The 16,214-nt window shown below is 71.0% G+C and carries 20 protein-coding genes; 10 read left to right on the forward strand and 10 right to left on the reverse strand.

Features of this window, described 5'->3' with window-relative positions; translation table 11 throughout:
- Positions 1-32: 32 nt before the first annotated feature.
- The 4 genes from F4559_RS19900 to F4559_RS19915 are packed head-to-tail and all read right to left on the reverse strand — an operon-like array spanning position 33 to position 3,156.
- Entirely contained in the window at positions 33-797 is a 765-nt protein-coding gene (locus tag F4559_RS19900; RefSeq protein ID WP_184670830.1) for an ABC transporter permease, read from the reverse strand.
- A complete protein-coding gene (locus F4559_RS19905) occupies positions 794-1,726 on the reverse strand; it encodes an efflux ABC transporter ATPase subunit, DrrA-related (RefSeq protein WP_184670832.1) in 933 nt (310 codons plus the stop codon). Before F4559_RS19905 ends, F4559_RS19900 begins: the two co-directional genes overlap by 4 nt.
- Before the next feature lie 51 nt (positions 1,727-1,777).
- The gene (locus F4559_RS19910) at positions 1,778-2,623 is read right to left on the reverse strand and encodes a DUF4097 family beta strand repeat-containing protein (RefSeq protein ID WP_184670834.1); all 846 of its coding nucleotides are present in this window, start codon (positions 2,621-2,623) and stop codon (positions 1,778-1,780) included.
- A gap of 41 nt (positions 2,624-2,664) precedes the next feature.
- Positions 2,665-3,156 (reverse strand): toxin-antitoxin system HicB family antitoxin, encoded by a 492-nt coding sequence (locus F4559_RS19915; protein ID WP_184670836.1) that lies wholly within the window; start codon positions 3,154-3,156, stop codon positions 2,665-2,667.
- A 166-nt stretch (positions 3,157-3,322) separates the two neighbouring features.
- Between F4559_RS19915 and F4559_RS19920 the strand changes: the two genes are divergently transcribed.
- The 5 genes from F4559_RS19920 to F4559_RS19940 all read left to right on the forward strand — a co-directional run bounded on the left by F4559_RS19920 (position 3,323) and on the right by F4559_RS19940 (position 9,122).
- A complete protein-coding gene (locus tag F4559_RS19920; protein WP_184670839.1) occupies positions 3,323-3,856 on the forward strand; it encodes a hypothetical protein in 534 nt (177 codons plus the stop codon).
- 180 nt (positions 3,857-4,036) lie between these two features.
- Positions 4,037-5,686, forward strand: a complete 1,650-nt coding sequence (locus F4559_RS19925; RefSeq protein ID WP_184670841.1) for a hypothetical protein — start codon at positions 4,037-4,039, stop codon at positions 5,684-5,686.
- Positions 5,687-5,730: 44 nt separating this feature from the next.
- A complete protein-coding gene (locus F4559_RS19930) occupies positions 5,731-5,961 on the forward strand; it encodes a hypothetical protein (RefSeq protein ID WP_184670843.1) in 231 nt (76 codons plus the stop codon).
- Positions 5,962-6,211: 250 nt separating this feature from the next.
- On the forward strand, positions 6,212-7,723 hold the full coding sequence (locus tag F4559_RS19935; protein WP_184670845.1) for an outer membrane protein assembly factor BamB family protein: 1,512 nt from the start codon (positions 6,212-6,214) through the stop codon (positions 7,721-7,723).
- A 361-nt stretch (positions 7,724-8,084) separates the two neighbouring features.
- Positions 8,085-9,122 (forward strand): chitinase, encoded by a 1,038-nt coding sequence (locus tag F4559_RS19940; RefSeq protein ID WP_184670847.1) that lies wholly within the window; start codon positions 8,085-8,087, stop codon positions 9,120-9,122.
- 56 nt (positions 9,123-9,178) lie between these two features.
- Here the strand turns inward: F4559_RS19940 and F4559_RS19945 are convergent, their stop codons facing one another.
- Positions 9,179-9,775 (reverse strand): NADPH-dependent F420 reductase, encoded by a 597-nt coding sequence (locus F4559_RS19945; RefSeq protein WP_184670849.1) that lies wholly within the window; start codon positions 9,773-9,775, stop codon positions 9,179-9,181.
- 81 nt (positions 9,776-9,856) lie between these two features.
- Here F4559_RS19945 and F4559_RS19950 point away from each other — a divergent pair, with 81 nt between their 5' ends.
- From F4559_RS19950 to F4559_RS19970, 5 genes are all read left to right on the forward strand, one after another.
- On the forward strand, positions 9,857-10,174 hold the full coding sequence (locus F4559_RS19950) for a winged helix-turn-helix transcriptional regulator (RefSeq protein ID WP_184670851.1): 318 nt from the start codon (positions 9,857-9,859) through the stop codon (positions 10,172-10,174).
- A 123-nt stretch (positions 10,175-10,297) separates the two neighbouring features.
- The gene (locus F4559_RS19955; RefSeq protein ID WP_184670853.1) at positions 10,298-10,768 is read left to right on the forward strand and encodes a nucleoside deaminase; all 471 of its coding nucleotides are present in this window, start codon (positions 10,298-10,300) and stop codon (positions 10,766-10,768) included.
- Positions 10,769-10,794: 26 nt separating this feature from the next.
- Positions 10,795-11,424 (forward strand): hypothetical protein, encoded by a 630-nt coding sequence (locus tag F4559_RS19960; protein ID WP_184670856.1) that lies wholly within the window; start codon positions 10,795-10,797, stop codon positions 11,422-11,424.
- Positions 11,425-11,517: 93 nt separating this feature from the next.
- A complete protein-coding gene (locus F4559_RS19965; protein ID WP_184670858.1) occupies positions 11,518-11,706 on the forward strand; it encodes a hypothetical protein in 189 nt (62 codons plus the stop codon).
- Between the two features lie 3 nt (positions 11,707-11,709).
- Positions 11,710-11,955, forward strand: a complete 246-nt coding sequence (locus F4559_RS19970; RefSeq protein ID WP_184670860.1) for a helix-turn-helix transcriptional regulator — start codon at positions 11,710-11,712, stop codon at positions 11,953-11,955.
- Here the strand turns inward: F4559_RS19970 and F4559_RS19975 are convergent.
- The 5 genes from F4559_RS19975 to F4559_RS19995 form a co-directional block, all read right to left on the reverse strand.
- Positions 11,928-12,545, reverse strand: a complete 618-nt coding sequence (locus F4559_RS19975) for a response regulator (protein ID WP_184670862.1) — start codon at positions 12,543-12,545, stop codon at positions 11,928-11,930. The genes F4559_RS19970 and F4559_RS19975 overlap by 28 nt on opposite strands.
- A 149-nt stretch (positions 12,546-12,694) precedes the next feature.
- Positions 12,695-13,894 (reverse strand): sensor histidine kinase, encoded by a 1,200-nt coding sequence (locus F4559_RS19980; RefSeq protein ID WP_184670864.1) that lies wholly within the window; start codon positions 13,892-13,894, stop codon positions 12,695-12,697.
- 10 nt (positions 13,895-13,904) lie between these two features.
- Positions 13,905-14,630, reverse strand: a complete 726-nt coding sequence (locus F4559_RS19985) for an ABC transporter permease (protein WP_184670866.1) — start codon at positions 14,628-14,630, stop codon at positions 13,905-13,907.
- Positions 14,627-15,544 (reverse strand): ABC transporter ATP-binding protein, encoded by a 918-nt coding sequence (locus F4559_RS19990; RefSeq protein WP_184670869.1) that lies wholly within the window; start codon positions 15,542-15,544, stop codon positions 14,627-14,629. Before F4559_RS19990 ends, F4559_RS19985 begins: the two co-directional genes overlap by 4 nt.
- A 57-nt stretch (positions 15,545-15,601) precedes the next feature.
- Positions 15,602-16,207, reverse strand: coding sequence for a TetR/AcrR family transcriptional regulator (locus F4559_RS19995; protein WP_184670871.1), 606 nt, complete (start codon positions 16,205-16,207; stop codon positions 15,602-15,604).
- Positions 16,208-16,214: the final 7 nt, after the last annotated feature.

Raw genomic sequence — 16,214 nt, forward strand, 5'->3', positions numbered from 1 at the left:
TCGGCCTCCCTCTGCCCAGAGGCCCCGGTGGACTACTTCGACGGGTCGCGGGTGAACCTCGCCCGCGCCCACAGGTAGCCCACCAGGGCGATGCCCGCGCACCACAGCGCGGCGATCCACGCGCTGTGCCCGATCGGGGTACCCGTGAGCAAACCCCGCAGCGTCTCGATCACCGGCGTGAACGGCTGGTGGTCGGCGAACGCCCGCACGGCGGCCGGCATCGTCTCCGGCGGCACGAACGCACTGCTGAGGAAAGGCAGGAACGTCAAGGGGAACGCCGCGAAGCTCGCCCCTTCCGCGGAGCCGGCGGCCAGGCCGAGCGCGACGGTGAACCAGGTGATCGCGAAGACCAGCATGGCCACCACGCCGAGGGCGGCGATCCACTCCACGACGGTGGCGTCGGGTCGGAATCCCATCAGCAGCGTCACGCCGACCATGAGCGCCGTGCACACCGCCGTCCGCAGCAGCGTGCCGACGACGTGCCCGGTCAGCACCGCCGCCCGCGACACGGCCATGGTCCGGAATCTGTCGACGATGCCCCCGAGCACGTCGCCGGAGACGCTGATCGCCGTGTAGGTCACGCCGTAGCCCATGCTCAGCACGAGCATGCCGGGCACGACGTAGTCGAGGTAGTCGCCGCCGACCTCGAACGCGCCGCCCAGCACGTAGACGAACAGCAGCAGCATGATGATCGGGAACGCGAGCGACCCGAACAGCGTGACCGGGTTGCGCAGCGTGTGCCGCAGGTTGCGGCGCAACATGGTCGCGGAATCGGAGACGGTGGTGGCCAAGCTCATCGCCGGGACTCCTTGTCGGTGAGGGCGAGGAAGACGTCGTCGAGGTCGGGCGTGCGCACAGCCAGGCCCTCGACGTCGACGGCCGCGTCGTCGAGCCGGTCGAGCAGGGTCTTGAGCGCGCGCACGCCGCCGTCGTGGGAGACCTGGAGCACGAGCGAGTCCTCGTCGCGGGCCACCTCGCCCAGCGCGCGGGCGGCGGTGTCGAGCGTGGCGAGGTCGGTGAAGCGCAGTTCGACGTGACCGCCGGGCACGAGCCGCTTCAACTCGTCGGCGCTGCCCTGCGCGACGATCCGGCCGCCGTCGAGCACCGCGATCCGGTCCGCGAGGTGGTCGGCCTCCTCCAGGTACTGGGTCGTGAGGAAGACCGTGACGCCGGCCGCGACGAGGTCGCGCACCGCCTGCCACAGGGTGCGGCGGCTGCGCGGGTCCAGCCCCGTGGTCGGCTCGTCGAGGAACAGCACCCGCGGGTCGCCGATCAGGCTCATCGCCAGGTCCAGCCGACGGCGCATGCCGCCCGAGTAGGTCGACGCGGCCCTGGTCGCCGCGTCCACCAGGTCGAACCGGTCGAGCAGGTCCGCGACGCGGCGACGCCCCTCGGCGCGGCCGAGGTGGTTGAGGTCGGCCATGAGGAGCAGGTTCTCCCGGCCGGTGAGCAGGTCGTCCACGGCCGAGAACTGGCCGGTGACACCGATCGCGCGGCGGACCGCGTCGGCGTCGGTGGTCACGTCGTGGCCCGCGACCGAGGCCGTGCCGCCGTCGGCGCGGATCAGCGTGGACAGGATCCGCACGGTCGTCGTCTTGCCGGCGCCGTTGGGGCCGAGCAGCGCGAACACGGTGCCGGCCGCGACCTCCAGGTCGATACCGTCGAGCACCACGTTGTCGCGGTACGCCTTACGCAGCCCGGTGGCCGCGATGGCAGGCGTGGTCATGTTCCCCTCCAGATGGTGTGTTGGTCCGTATTCCGAATGCCGGAACACGACCTAGAGCCAGGACCGGCGGATCACGATGTCGCCGGAGTAGGTGCGGGCCCGGACCCGGGCCTTCTCGTCGGTCCCGGTCGGGCCTTCGGTGTCGGTGAGCGTGTTGCGCACCCGTCCCGAGTAGGTGTGCAGGTCGAGCCACGCGGCCGTGCCGTCGCGGAAGCCGACCTCGAGTTCGCCCGACGCCGTCTCCACGACGACGTCGCCGCGGATCACCTCGGCGATGCGGACGTCGCCGTTCGAGGTCTTGGCGTCGACGCCGGCGTGCGCGCGGTCGACGAAGACGTCGCCGTTGGACGACCGCACCCGCACGTCCCGTTCGGCCTCGCCGAGCGAGACGTCGCCGTTGCCGGCCTTGATCCGGACCTCGCCGCCGGCCCGGCGCACCCGGACGTCGCCGGAGCCGGCGTCCACGTGCAGGTCGCCGTCGACGAACCCGGCCGAGACCGCGCCGTTCGCCGAGACCGCGGTCAGCGGTCCGGTGTCCTCGACGGAGATGGCGCCGGACGCGGCCTTGATCCGGCACTCGCCGAGCCGGCCGCCGGAGCGGAACTCGCACACGGCTCCGGTGGCCTGCACCCGTGAGCCGGTCGGCACCTCCAGGGTGACCTCGATGGTGCCGACGCGGGACACGAAGGTCCACGTGCGCGCCGAGCGCACGGTGAGCGTGCCGCCGGTGAACTCGACGCGGGTCTGCTCGGCGGCGGTGACGTCGAGGGCCAGGTCGGGGTCGAACGGGCGGACCTCGACCAGGGTGTCGACGCGGTCGGACGCGACGAGCCGGATGTCCGCCTGCACCAGCTCCAGGTTCACGGAGATCGGGTCGGGCGAGTCGAAAATGGGCATGGCTGTCCCCTCGAACGGTGTCTGGCGGACGTTTGCGCCGGTCAGCGAACCCAGCCGGTGAACCGGCCGCGGTCGCCGGAGCGTTGGTCGACCCGGGCGCGTTCGCCCGCGGCGAGCGTGGTCGCGGCGGCCCGCACGATCCAGGCGTTGACCGACATCCGCTCCCGGGACGCGGCCTCCTCGATGCGGGCCTTGAGCTGTTCGGACAGGCGCAGGTTGATGCGGGTGGTCGTGGTGCCGTCGTCGTCGACGGGCTCGGGTGCCGCGGGTACGGGCTCGGCTTCCGGGCGCGGCGGGAGGTCGACGTGGAACCCGAGTTCGCGTCCGCGCAGGCGCACGTCGACGGAGCCGGGCGCGAGGTCGCGGGTGATCTCCTCGGCGGCGGCGGACAGGGCGTCGAGCAACATCAGCCGCAGCGCGGACTCGAGGGTGGACGTGATCCGTTCGGTCACGGCACGCGACTCCTCGCCGGCCGCGTCGGCGGTGGCGGCGAGGTGGTTGCGCAGGTTGTCGACGAACGGCGTCAAGTCCATGGGGGAACTATGGCATCTCCGTGGCACCACCGGCAACCAGTTTGGCTCACTTTGGCACCACGATGGCTCAGTCGGGAGCCACAGCAACACCCCATGGCACGCACAGCGGCAGCACAGCCCCGGACCGGAACGTCGTCCTCACCAAGCCCCGACCCTGGAGCCGACGATGACGACGACCGAGCAGTTCACCGCCCCCACGACCCCGCCGCCCGCCACCCCCAAGCCCAAGGCGTCCCGCCTGCGCACCGGGCTCGTCGCGGCGGCCGTGGCGCTCGCCGTCGCCGCCGGAGGCGGGATCGTGTACGCGGTCAGCGGCCAGTCGGCGTCGTCGTCGCAGGTAGGACAGGCACCGGGCAACTTCGGCAACGGCCAGGCGCCCGCCGACGGGACGGGCGGGGGCATGGGCGGGGGCATGGGCGGGGGCATGGGCGGGGGCATGGGTGGCGGCCTGCCCGAGGACGTGACCCACGGCGTCCTCCAGACCGGCAAGATCACCGAAGTCACCGACACGTCGCTGACCGCCGAGAGCACCGACGGCTACACGCGGACCTACGTGATCGACGCCGACACGGTCTTCGCGGCCGGCCGCGAGACCACCACGGCGGCGGACCTGGCGACCGGCGACACGGTCTCGATCATCGCCCGGACCGAGGACGACACCACGACGGCCGTCCGCGTCACCGAGACCACCACCGGCTGATTTCATTCCACCACGAATAAGAGGTGCATAGGCAATCAATTAATCCGCAAAAGTGACACCACCGCCGGAAGGGTGCACCGATCGTCAACCGGACGGGTGATCCCCGTCCTCCCTCGCTAACAACCAGTGCCCTCGGCTCGACGAATCACACAAGTGATCTCGTCGAGCCGAGGTAAGCGAGTGCAGAAGTTCTGGAGATTCGCCACCGCCATCGCCGTGCCACCGCTCGTGGTCTGGACCGCGATTCAGGTGTCGACGGTGTACCACGCGAAAGGAGCGGGCTGGCAGGGCGCCGCCCTGTGGGCCCTGGCGCTGGCGGGCGCGATCATCCTCAACACCGTCTTCGCCCACGTCCGCCCGTTCAAAGAGAAGCCGAAGAACCCTTTCCAATTCCACCCGGTACCGGCCGACAACGCGGTCGAACTCCAGGAAAGGGTGACGGCGCAGACCGCGACGATCACCCGCCAGGAGGCGATGGTGTTCGCCGCCGCGATCGCCCGCCCGGAACAGTTCCGCAGAAATATCGTCGAAGAGTACACGCCGAACCGCCGGACGTTGCACAAAGCCGTCACGGTGGACCTCAAACTGCCGGCCGAGTGGTTGGGGAACTCCCGGATCGCCGTCCCGATCATCGTGAACAAGAAGGGCGACCTGCTCGACGACTTCCACGTCGGCGGACCCGGCGACGACACCACATGCCTGACCTACGACAGCTACCTCGACCTCGTCGCCGAGGTGCTGCACATCCTGCTGCTGGTGACCGAGGACAAGACCTTCAGCGGCAAGCTGTCCGACGCGGGGAAGAACGCGGAACTCCTCGCGCTCCACGGCATCCTGAGTCGTGCCGACACCCGCAAGCCGGTCGCCGTCGACCTCAGCGGCGCCAAGGCGATCGAACAACTCCCCACGAAACACCCCCAGGTCCGCGCCATGGCCGCCCTGCTCGCCCGGCAGTTGACGAGCAACTACGCGATCGTCGTCCAGGTGCCCCTGGTCCCCGAGCACACCTTCGGCTTCCGGCTCACCCTGACCCCGCCGGTCAAGTTCACCCGGCCCGACTCGCCTCGCCGGATGTCGCCGCTGGGCTACCTCCGGGTCCTGATCGGCGCCCGGCCGGTGACCCTGAACATCGACATCGCGAACGCGGCCACCTGCACGAGCTACCACCTGCACGTCCACGCGCCCGACGACCTCTACCTGGCCCGTCAACAGGTGGTCGGCCTCGACGGCATCCTCAAGCGCGCGGCCTACTCCGCGCCGACCCCGCCGCATTGCCGGTTCCGCCGCCGCCTGGGACAACCGCACGCGCATTTCCACGCGCGCTACATGCCCGAATTCCGGGAGGACAACCCGCACGTCGTCCTCGATTTCCAGGAGGTCCCGCCCGGCTCGATCCTGCGCGCGTCGATCACCGGCGTCGCCGCGTTCCTGATCCTGTGGCTGATCGGCTACGTGACCTCGCGGTCGACGACGGCGAACGCGCCCGGCACCGACGCGCCCACGTTCCTGCTGGCGTTCCCCGCCCTGGCCGCCACCTGGCTCGGTTTCGACTCGCCGGCCCGCAAGCTGCTGGAAGGCACGCTGCCCGCCCGGCTTTCCCTGGCGGTCACCGCGGCACTGTCGATCGCGGGCTGCTGGTTGTTCATGATGCACAAAAGCCTGGAATCACGCTGGGACCGCCTGCCCGAAGGCCACTCGCTCCTGGGCGTCACCGAAGTGGGCTGGGCGGTCGTCGTGGGCCTGGCGCTGATCAATGCGATTCTCATCGTCTATCAGTGTTTCATCCGTACGTGGGAATACTCTCATCTTTTGACGAAAGCGGACCGATAGCTTCCCGAGCACACCGCACCGTGATATCCTGAAAGGGCACCGACATGTTCAACAACGCGCCGGGAGAGTCGCCCATGGTCCTCGCCCGCCTCTTCGCCAGACTGTTCGGAGCCGCCGCCACGACGAAGCCGGGACCCGAGGGGTTCCCCTATTCCGGCTATCTCGTGCCCGCACACACGTGGACGTCCACGTCCGACGCACCGGAACTGTCGGCCGCCGACCTCGATGTCGTGTACAAGAAGCTCAGCGACGCGGACGACCGGGGACTGAAGTAAGACTCGGCCGCATTCGCCTAAACGGAACGGTCAACCCGCATTCGATATCGCCGGCCGCGGGTCCTCCTGGCACTGGGGCACGCGCCGGTCGACTTCCCGCTCGTACGGAACAAACACGCCCCGCTTTCCGCAATAGCGCGGCCAAGTCCCGCCAAACCCCCCTTGCCGGTTCCGATGATCGTCGTACCCGCGATCATTCGGAACCGACGGGGACGTGGTTCCCGTCGGACCATCCGGAGGTGGACCACCGATGCCGCGTGTCCCGACCCTGATCGCCGCCGCCTGTGCCGCGGTCGCCCCGTTCCTGCCCGGCGGTGCCGCCCGTCCCGACGCCCTGGACCTGCCGGTCGTCGGGCTCGCGGTGATCGTGGTCCTCGCCGCCGGCGTCTCGCTGAGCCGCACGCCCTGGGCGCGGATTCCCTGCGCCCTGGTCGGCACGGCGGTCGCGGCCGTCTGCCTGCGACTCGACGTCGCGGACGGACTGCCCGCGCCCCGGCTGTCCGTGCTCGCCGCGGCCGGGCTCGGGGTGGCGATCGCGATCGCGGCCCGCGACCGGGTGCGACTCGTGGCCGCGGTGGCGATCGTCGGACTCGCGATCGCGGTGCCGGCGGTGACGCGGGTCGCCGTCGTGCACTCGGAGACCGCGGGCGAGGGCGGCGCGGTGGCGCCGGTCGTCGAACGGCCCGTCACGCGCCGGTGGGCGTGGGAGTCGTCGGACCCGATCTCCTACGTCGTCGCGGCCGGACGCGGGGTCGCGGTCGCCACGGTCGAGGGGGAGGTGGTCGGACTCGACGGCGTCGACGGCCGGGTCCGGTGGCGGTACGCCAGATCCGGCGGCCACGTCCTCGACCTCACCGCCTCCGCCGACGAACGCGCGGTGGTCGTCGCGTTCGGCTCCCCCGCCGACACCACGTCGAACCTCGTGGTGGTGCTCGACGCCCAGTCCGGTCGCCCCCGGTTCGAACGGGTGGTGTCCGGTGTGCTGGTGAGCGCGGGCGAGATCGTGCCGGGCAAGGCGACCATGGCGTTGCGCGAAGGCACGGACGACCACACGATCGTCGCCTACGACCTGGAGACCGGCGGCGAGCGCTGGCGTTGGCACGCCCCGACGGGCTGCACGTCGCCTTACGCCCTGCCCGCACGCGGCAGGGACATCGTGGTGGCACCGCTGGAATGCCCGGAGCGCGTCGGGATCATGGCCCTGGACGAGGTCGACGGCCGGCAGCGCTGGATGCACGTCGTCACCACGCGCCCGCCGGACGGCCAGGCCCAGACCCTGTTGCCGCGCGGTGCCCGCGACGGCGCCCTGCTGTCGTTGTCGATCACCACCGGACGCGCGGTGCCGGGCGCGGCGCTGTCCGGTCTGTTCGACAGCGCGACCGGTGTCCGCTACCCCGACCATCCCGAGCAGGGCTGGTGGGTGCGCCTGGACCTCGGCCCGACGCCGGTGGTCGAGCGCAGCGACCACGAGTCCGTGCTCGACCCGCGCAAGGGCACGCTGACGCCGTTGACGCACGCCGCGTGCGAGAAGGACGACAAAGCGGCCACCACGGCGTCGACCTACCTCTACGTGTGCGACGGCGGAGACCGGGTGTCGCTGTCGGTGCAGGACTTCACGGGCACGCCGGCGGCGGTGTCGACGATCGACCTGCCCGCGTCGCCGGGTTCGCGGATCGCGTTGGTGCCCGCGTCGGGCGCGGTGGTGCTGGCCCGGGTGTCCGGCGACGGTCCGGCCACCGTCGTGGGCATGGCCTCTCGTTGACGTTCACAGTTCCCGGCGGCGCCGACCGACGACCGGAGGGGCCGCGCGGAAACCCTTGTCCTGCCTGGTCAACGGGCACCTCGACACCAACCGGAAACACGCCCGCAACGGACGTGGGGTGCCCGGTGATCCTCCGATCGTCGGGTTGCCCGTGCTGACCGTCGGCTGATTCCATGGGGACGGATCACACCTGGCGGGCGCAGCCGGCGGCATGACCGTTGGGGGCCAGGCTCCGAGGTTCGCGGCTGCCCTCGACCGCCGTCCGGGTGGCTGTATCCGGCGACCGCCGTCCGCCGGTCGGACCTCACCACCGTCCATCTACACCCGCGGGCACCCGTGCCCGCGCAGGAGGAGTCTGGTGATGAAGGGTTTCACGGCACGGCTCACGGCCGTGTGTCTGGCGGTCGCGTTCGCGGTGACGCCGACCGGCACGGCGTCGGCGGCGGACACCTGCGCGCTCAAGCCGAGGCCGGCGGGCAAGGTGCTCCAGGGGTACTGGGAGAACTGGGACGGCGCGGTCAACGGCGTGCACCCGCCGTTCGGCTGGGTGCCGATCGACGACGCGCGCATCGCGCGGGCCGGCTACAACGTGATCAACGCGGCGTTCCCGGTCATCCGCAACGACGGCACCGTGCTGTGGGAAGACGGCATGGACAACACGGTGAAGGTGTCCACCCCTGCCCAGATGTGCGCGGCGAAGGAGCAGGGCGCGACGATCCTGATGTCGATCGGCGGTGCGGCGGCGGGCATCGACCTGAACTCGTCGGCGGTGGCGGACAAGTTCGTCGCCACGGTCGTGCCGATTCTGAAGAAGTACAACTTCGACGGCATCGACATCGACATCGAGACCGGCCTGACCGGTACCGGCAACATCAAGACGCTGTCGGCGTCGCAGAGCAACCTGATCCGGATCATCGACGGCGTGCTCGCCCAGATGCCCGCCGGCTTCGGCCTCACCATGGCCCCTGAAACGGCCTATGTGACCGGCGGCAGCGTGGTGTACGGCTCGATCTGGGGCGCGTACCTGCCGATCATCAAGAAGTACGCCGACAACGGCCGCCTGTGGTGGCTGAACATGCAGTACTACAACGGCAGCATGTACGGCTGCTCGGGCGACTCGTACCAGGCGGGCACCGTGCAGGGCTTCACCAAGCAGACCGAGTGCCTGAACAAGGGCCTGAACATCCAGGGCACCACCATCCAGCTGCCCTACGACAAGCAGGTGCCGGGCCTGCCCGCGCAGCCGGGCGCCGGCGGCGGCCACATGTCGACGTCGCTGGTGGGCCAGGCCTACCGGTCGATCCCGGGCCTCAAGGGCCTGATGACGTGGTCGATCAACTGGGACGGCTCGCGCAGCTTCTCGTTCGGCAACAACGTGAAGTCCCTCCAGGGCCGCTAGCCCACAGCCGACCGAGGTGCCCCCTTCCGCCGGAAGGGGGCACCTCGTCGTATCGCCTAGGAAGTCGGGAACAACGCCCGCACATCGTGCCCGCCGAACCACAACCCGATCGCGAACGCCGCCGTGGCCTCCAACAACTCCGCCCGCTCGAGCCCTCCGGCGAGCACCGGAACACACCCGACCGCACGGACCAGCTCGGCGACCAGATCGAGCGCACGCGACGAGTCGCCACAGATCGGCACCCCGAGCGGCACCCCGCCGTAGACCGGCGCGGGAATGTCCCACGTACTCACGTGATGCAGGTTGAACGCCTTGACCACGTCCCCGCCGGAGGCACCCAGCGACCGCGCCTGCCCGACCCGGTCGAGCACGAACCGCCCCGGCACCACCGAGTTGGTGCAGTCGACGACCACCCGTCCGGGCACGTGCCCCAACACCTCGACGGCGACAGCGGCAGGCACCGCGACAAGCAGAACGTCACCATGCGACCGGGCGTCGGCCAACGACCCACCCGCCGACGCTCCGAGCCGAACCGCGAGGGCCCGCGCCCGCTCCACGGACCTCCCCCCGATCACCACCTCGTGACCGGCCGCGACCCAACGTGCCCCCAACGCCGCCGCCACACCACCCGTGCCCAGCACACCGATCCGCACGACAACCACCTTCCGTGATTCGCTTGGCACGATGGTGACGACCGACGCGGACACCAAACGGTGTCCACAGCGGAGGGAACGATGGACTACTTGGCGGACTGCCGCGCACGCCTGGCGTTCGACCTGATGTCGAACACCTGGAACCCCGTAGTGCTGTGGGCACTGCGCACCGGCCCCCACCGCCCGTCGGCACTACGCCGCCACATAGGCGGCATCCGCCCCAAGGTCCTGACCGAAACACTGCGCCGCCTGGAAAACCACGGCCTGGTGACCAGAACCCCCCACCCCGACCGCGTGGAGTACACCCTGACCGCCCTGGGCACCACCCTCCTGCCCCCGATCGCCGCGTTCGGCGAGTGGGCCCACGACCACGGCGACGAGGTCACCATCCCCACGTGACCCGCAGAGCATGTCCCCGGTGCCCGAACGCACATTTCACGGTGTCCGAACGCACAACTCGCCGTGCCTGAACGTATAACTCGCGCGTCGAAGCCCGAGCGGAGGACTCGCGACCCGAGCAGGATGGACGACATGGACAAATGGGTGAAAGAAGCAGTAGCCCTGGCAGAACGCAACGTAGCCCGGGGAGGCGGCCCCTTCGCCGCCCTGATCATCCGCGACGACGACCTCCTCGCCACCGGCACGAACCAGGTCACCGCCACCCTGGACCCCACCGCCCACGCCGAAGTGGTGGCGATCCGCGCGGCCTGCCAAGCCGTCGACGACTTCCGCCTCACCGGCTGCACCCTGATCTCCTCCTGCGAACCCTGCCCCCTCTGCCTGTCCGCCGCCCTGTGGGCCCGCGTCGACGAAGTCCTGTACGCGGCCGACCGGAACGACGCCGCCGAAGCCGGGTTCGACGACCGCGCCTTCCACACCCTGTTCACCCGCCCCCGCGAAACCTGGCCGCTGTCCGTACGCCGCCACCCCACCACCGACGACAAGGCACCGTTCCAAGCCTGGCTGCACAAGGAGAACCGCATCGAGTACTGAAGAACCCGGTGCTAGGGTCCGAACCCATGCGACGAGCCGGGCTCCTGCTCGCGGCCCTGCTCCTCACGGGCTGCACGACCGCCCTCCCCGGCACGGCCAGGCCCGGCCCCCTGCCCACGCCCACACCGACCTTCGACCTGGCCACCACCGAGAAACGGGTGCGCGCCGCCCGCCTGCCCGACGCGGACATGCTCGGCGAGGGGTGGCAGCCGGAGGAGGTCCCGTTCGAGGGCGGCGGCGGGTACGCGATCGTGCCGTGCCCGGTCCCCTTGTCGACGGAAGGCGCGCAATCCACCGCGTGGACGCTGCACCGCTGGACCCGCGCGGAAGGCACCCTGGCCCAGCACATCGTCCCCTACCGCCGACCGGGCGCGGGCGTCGAGACGATCGAGGACGCTCGCGCGACGCTGAAGTGCGGCACGTTCCGGTTCGCCGAGCTGACCTACACCGTCCTCGACGAGGTGAAGCTCCCGTCGCTGGGCGCCGACGCGCAGTTCGCGGTCTGCTACGACCGGGACCCCTGGATCATGTGCACGCTGCTGCTGGTCCGCGCGGACCTGTTGGTCTCCCTCACCCTCTACACCACCTCGGAGGAGAAGGGCGCGACCGAACTGGAACGGCTGGGCCGTGTGGCCGCACCACTGCTCGAACCCTGACCGTGTCGACAGTTCACGCGCCCGATCGTGTCGAACATTATTGACATGATGTCCGCTCCACTTTACCTTCGCCCAGGAGAGAGGAGCCGGTTCATGCCGTACGAGGAAAAGGGTCTCCGGGTCTTCCTGGTGACCGCGGTCGCCGGGTACGCCGGGTACCTGGCCCTCGCCTTCCTCGACGCCGCGCACTTCTGGATCGCGACCGCCATCCGCACCTCGTTCGTCCTGGCCTCCGTCACCGCCGCCGCGGTGAAGCCGGCCGCCTACCGGAAGGGCCTGTGAGCGGTGGGCAAGCCGACCCGCGTCACGAACTCGATCCGCGCGCTGCGGTTCGCACACGACGAGATGACGCAGGCCGAACTCGCCCGCCGCGTCGGCGTCACCCGCCAGACCGTGATCGCCGTCGAGCAGGGCCGCTACTCCCCCTCGCTGGAGATGGCCTTCCAGATCGCCCGGGTGTTCGGCGTCGGCCTGGACGACGTCTTCCAGTACCGGTCCGACGATCAGGACCCCAGCAGCCCCCGCTCGTAGGCCGCGGCGACGGCCGACGCCCGGTCCTTCACGCCGAGCTTGGCGTACACGTGCACGAGGTGCGTCTTCACGGTCGCCTCGCTGATGAACAGCCGGGTGGCCGCTTCGCGGTTGGTACACCCGCGTGCGATCAGCCCGAGCACCTCGATCTCCCGGTCGCTCAACGGTTCCGCGGCCGGGGACCGCACCTGCCCGACCAGCCGCGTGGCCACGGACGGCGACAGCACCGCCTCGCCGCGCGCGGCCGACCGCACCGCCCGGAACAGCTCGTCGCGCGGCGTGTCCTTGAGCAGGTAGCCGGTCGCGCCCGCCTTGATCGCGGGCAGCACGTCGCTGTCGGTGTCGTACGTGGTCAGCACGAGCACCCGCGCCGGTTCCCCGCGCAGCCGCCCGATCGCGGTCACGCCGTCCACGCCGGGCATTCGCAGGTCCATCAGCACCACGTCCGGCCGCACGGCCGCGACGACGGCCACCGCCTCCGCGCCGTCCGCCGCCTCGCCGACCACCTCGATGTCGTCGGCCGCCGACAGCATGCCCCGCAACCCGTCCCGCACCACCGGGTGGTCGTCCACGACCACGACTCTGATCACCGTCGCATCCTCTCCCGTCAGGACCGCCCGGCCGGCTCCACCCCGGCTCGCCGGGTATCGACTCCCACCGCACACCCCACGACCATCACCGGCTCGCGAGCACCGGACAGCTCCCGATCACCGACCGGAGCCGGGACCGCCCACGACCGTCACCGGACCACCTCGGCGGGGATCGCCGGCACGGACACGGACACCACGGTGCCCATGCCCGCCTCCGACTCCACGACCAGGGCACCCGCGAGCCGCGAAGCCCGCTGCCGCATGCCCACCAACCCGAACCCCGCCGCGTCGGCCGCCGGGTCGAAGCCGCGACCGTCGTCACGGACGTCGAGCGTCACCACGTCCTCCATGTACGAGAGGGTCAACCCGACCCGCGCCGCACCGGCATGCTTGGCCACATTGGACAACGCCTCCTGCGCGGTGCGCAGCAGCGTCACCTCGACCTCGGGGTGCAACGCGCGCGCGTGCCCGGTGCACGACACGGAGGCCGAAACACCGGTCCGCCCCGCCCAACCGTCCACCACGTCGGACAACGCGCCGGGCAGGTCCGATCCCTCCAACGCCGCCGGGCGCAGGGCGTGCACCGAACGCCGCGCCTCGGCCAGGTTCTCGCGCGCCAGGGCGATCGCCGTCTCCACGTGCCGCGACGGCGAGTCGACCGCCTGGAGCTGGGTGACGATGCCCGCGAACCCCTGGGCGAGCGTGTCGTGGATCTCGCGCGCCATCCGCTGCCGCTCGTCGAGCACGCCCGCCTCCCTGGCCTGCACGAGCAGTTGGGCGTGCAGGCCCGCGTTCTCCTCGACGATGGCGGCCAGTTCGGCGACCATCTCCTTGCGGCGCTGGGATTGCCGCGACGTCACGTAGCCCAGCAACGAGAACGTCGTCGCCACCGCGGCGAACAACACGCACAGCGCCGCGTACAACGCGATCGGTCCGGGTTCGGGGGCCGGGAGACCGCCGAACAGGGAGGTCGCCGCGAGCACCGCGTTGACCAGGATGCCGACGACCTTCTCCCGGCCGGGCAACACCTCCGTGACGTAGATGTAGCCCGCGAAGGAGAAGAACCCGAACATCTCGTCGCTGATGCCCAGCACGGCGTAGGCGACCAGGACGCCCAGGACGAACACCCGCATCAGCCCATGCCGCGCACGCCACCCCGGGTGGAGCGTGAACCACCACAGCATCCACAGCGCGGTGGCGATCGCGACACCGGTGAGCAGCAGGCGCTTCCCCACCGGGTCCTGGGTCAGCACGAGGTACACGACCGTCGGCATCGCCAACACCGCGTAGGGGATGGCGTGCCCCGAGACGTAGAGCCGCCGTTCCCACGCGTCGAGCGAGTCCGACATCGCAATCCCCTTATTCCCAGCGGAAAGACCGTGCCGCGACGGTACCCGCGAGCACGCCGATCACGGCTGTGATCCCCGTCTGCACGAGGCTCGGCCCCGTGCCCAGCCACGCGCTCTGGATGGCGCCGACGGCGGGCGGCAGGTGGTCGCCGATGACGACCAGCACCTCGGGGAGCATGAACCGGGGCAGGTACACGCCGCCGAAGAACATCACGACCAGGAACAGCACGGTGGCCAGGCCGCCCGCGACCCGCGCGTTGGGCGCCCACGCCGCGATCAGCAGGCCCAGCGCGGACAACGTCAGCAGGCCGACGAGCAGGACGAGCACGAAGCTCACCGGGTGGCGCGGCAGTTCGATCCCGAACACCAGCCGCCCGGTCGCGAGCACGAGCGCGAACGCGGCGGCGCCGGCGATCAGGTTGACCGCGAGCTGGGCCACGAGCAGCCGTCCGGGGTGGACGGGCGTGGTGGACATCCGCCGCAGCACGCCGTTCTCGCGGTAGCCGGCGACGGTGGCGGGCAGCCGGTTCAGGCCCAGGAACGCCATCGTGATCACGACGAGCGAGCCCGCGTAGCTGTCGATGAAGCGCAGGTTCCCGAAGTCGGGCTGGGGTTGGCGCAAGGCCGGGATCGCGCCCAGCACCACCAGCAGCAGGCTGGGGAACAGGACCGCGAACACCACCGTGGCGGGCTCGCGCAGGAACAGGGTCCACTCGGTCTTGATGATCGTCTTCACGGGGTCACTTCCGAGAACGCGCGGCCGGTGAGGTGGAGGAAGGCGTCGTCGAGGCCGGGTTGGTCCACCCGCAGCTCCGCGGCGACGACCTGGTTGCGGGCCAGCAGGGACGTGACCGCGTGCAGCAGTTCGCCGGTGCCGGTCACGACCACCCGCCCGCCGTGCTCCTCGACATCGGTCACCTCGGGCAGTGCCCGCAGCAGGTCGGCGTCGAACGCGCCGACCGGCCGGAACCGCACCCGCTGCCGGGCGTCCACCCGCGACACCAGGCCCGCCGGGGTGTCGACGGCGACGACCCGGCCCTGGTCGATCACGGCGATCCGGTCGCAGAGGCGTTCGGCCTCCTCCATGAAGTGCGTGACGAGCAGGACGGTCACGCCCGAGGCGCGCACCCGCTCGACCAGGTCCCAGGTCTCGCGCCGGGCGGCCGGGTCCAGGCCCGTGGTCAGCTCGTCGAGGACGGCGACCCGCGGTCCGCCGACGAGCGCGAGCGCGATGGACACCCGCTGCTTCTGCCCGCCGGAGAGCTTGCGGTACTCCACGTCGACCCGGTCGGCCAAGCCGAGCCGGTCGAGCAGGGCGTGCCAGTCGACCGGGTCCGGGTAGAACGACGCGTACAGCGCGAGTGCCTCGCCGACCCTGATCCGCTCGGGCAGCCGGCTCTCCTGGAGCTGGGCGCCGAGCAGCCGTCGGACCTCGACCCGGTCACGCCGGGGGTCGAGCCCGGCGACCCGGATGGTGCCGGAGTCGGCCGCGCGCAGGCCGCCGACGCACTCGACCGTGGTCGTCTTGCCCGCGCCGTTGGGACCCAGGATCCCGAAGATCTCGCCTTCGTCCACCGTGAACGACACACCGTCCACGGCGGTCTTGGCCCCGTACCTCTTGACGAGGTCGACAACCTCGATGATCGCCATGGGTCCAGACTGGACGGCCGCGCGCCGCCGGGAATCGCACGGTGGACCAGACCCCGATCAACCGATCGGTTGATCCGGGCGCCCACCGCCGAGTCCGTGCAGGACCTGGTCGAGCAGCGCGGCGACGACCTCCTCGTACTGCGCGGCGTCGCCCGGTCGCAGCGTACGGGCGGCGGCCTCGACCGCGCCGTGCACGAGCAGCGCGCGCAGGCCGGGCCGGGGCACGTCCGCCTGGGCGAGCACGTCGACGAGCGGTTCGAGCAGCTTGCCGTGCTCGGTGCGGATCAGGTCGCGGGACGCCTCGGGCAGCGCGTGCGCGGACAGGGCGACGACCGCGCTGTGGCTGCCGTCGGCGATGATCTCCAGCTCGGTGCGCAGGTACGCCTCGATCTTCGCGGGCACGTCGTCGGCCGCACGCACCGCCGCCGCGAGCCGCCGACCCCACTCGGGCAGTTCGTCGCCGACGATCGCGGCCACGAGTTCCTCGCGCGACCGGAAGTACTCGTAGAGCGAGGGCCGGGACAGGCCGACCCGGCGGGCCAGCGCAGCCAGCGTCAACGCCTCGGCGCCCTCTTCGGCCACGATCGCGCGCCCGGCGTCGAGCAGCGTCCGCAGCCGGTTCGCCCGGTGTTCGGCGAGGGTGTCGGCGGAGATCCTGGGCACCCGCCCG

The sequence above is a fragment of the Saccharothrix violaceirubra genome (assembly GCF_014203755.1).
GTDB lineage: Bacteria > Actinomycetota > Actinomycetes > Mycobacteriales > Pseudonocardiaceae > Actinosynnema > Actinosynnema violaceirubrum.

Bases quoted from the DNA above. Each gene is read 5' to 3' on its own strand.
- F4559_RS19915 (WP_184670836.1), bottom strand. From the start codon at position 3,156: ATGGACTTGACGCCGTTCGTCGACAACCTGCGCAACCACCTCGCCGCC.
- F4559_RS19980 (WP_184670864.1), bottom strand. From the start codon at position 13,894: ATGTCGGACTCGCTCGACGCGTGGGAACGGCGGCTCTACGTCTCGGGG.
- F4559_RS19990 (WP_184670869.1), bottom strand. From the start codon at position 15,544: ATGGCGATCATCGAGGTTGTCGACCTCGTCAAGAGGTACGGGGCCAAG.
- F4559_RS19960 (WP_184670856.1), top strand. From the start codon at position 10,795: ATGCGACGAGCCGGGCTCCTGCTCGCGGCCCTGCTCCTCACGGGCTGC.
- F4559_RS19930 (WP_184670843.1), top strand. From the start codon at position 5,731: ATGTTCAACAACGCGCCGGGAGAGTCGCCCATGGTCCTCGCCCGCCTC.
- F4559_RS19950 (WP_184670851.1), top strand. From the start codon at position 9,857: ATGGACTACTTGGCGGACTGCCGCGCACGCCTGGCGTTCGACCTGATG.
- F4559_RS19920 (WP_184670839.1), top strand. From the start codon at position 3,323: ATGACGACGACCGAGCAGTTCACCGCCCCCACGACCCCGCCGCCCGCC.
- F4559_RS19965 (WP_184670858.1), top strand. From the start codon at position 11,518: ATGCCGTACGAGGAAAAGGGTCTCCGGGTCTTCCTGGTGACCGCGGTC.
- F4559_RS19910 (WP_184670834.1), bottom strand. From the start codon at position 2,623: ATGCCCATTTTCGACTCGCCCGACCCGATCTCCGTGAACCTGGAGCTG.
- F4559_RS19900 (WP_184670830.1), bottom strand. From the start codon at position 797: ATGAGCTTGGCCACCACCGTCTCCGATTCCGCGACCATGTTGCGCCGC.
- F4559_RS19905 (WP_184670832.1), bottom strand. From the start codon at position 1,726: ATGACCACGCCTGCCATCGCGGCCACCGGGCTGCGTAAGGCGTACCGC.
- F4559_RS19955 (WP_184670853.1), top strand. From the start codon at position 10,298: ATGGACGACATGGACAAATGGGTGAAAGAAGCAGTAGCCCTGGCAGAA.
- F4559_RS19940 (WP_184670847.1), top strand. From the start codon at position 8,085: ATGAAGGGTTTCACGGCACGGCTCACGGCCGTGTGTCTGGCGGTCGCG.
- F4559_RS19935 (WP_184670845.1), top strand. From the start codon at position 6,212: ATGCCGCGTGTCCCGACCCTGATCGCCGCCGCCTGTGCCGCGGTCGCC.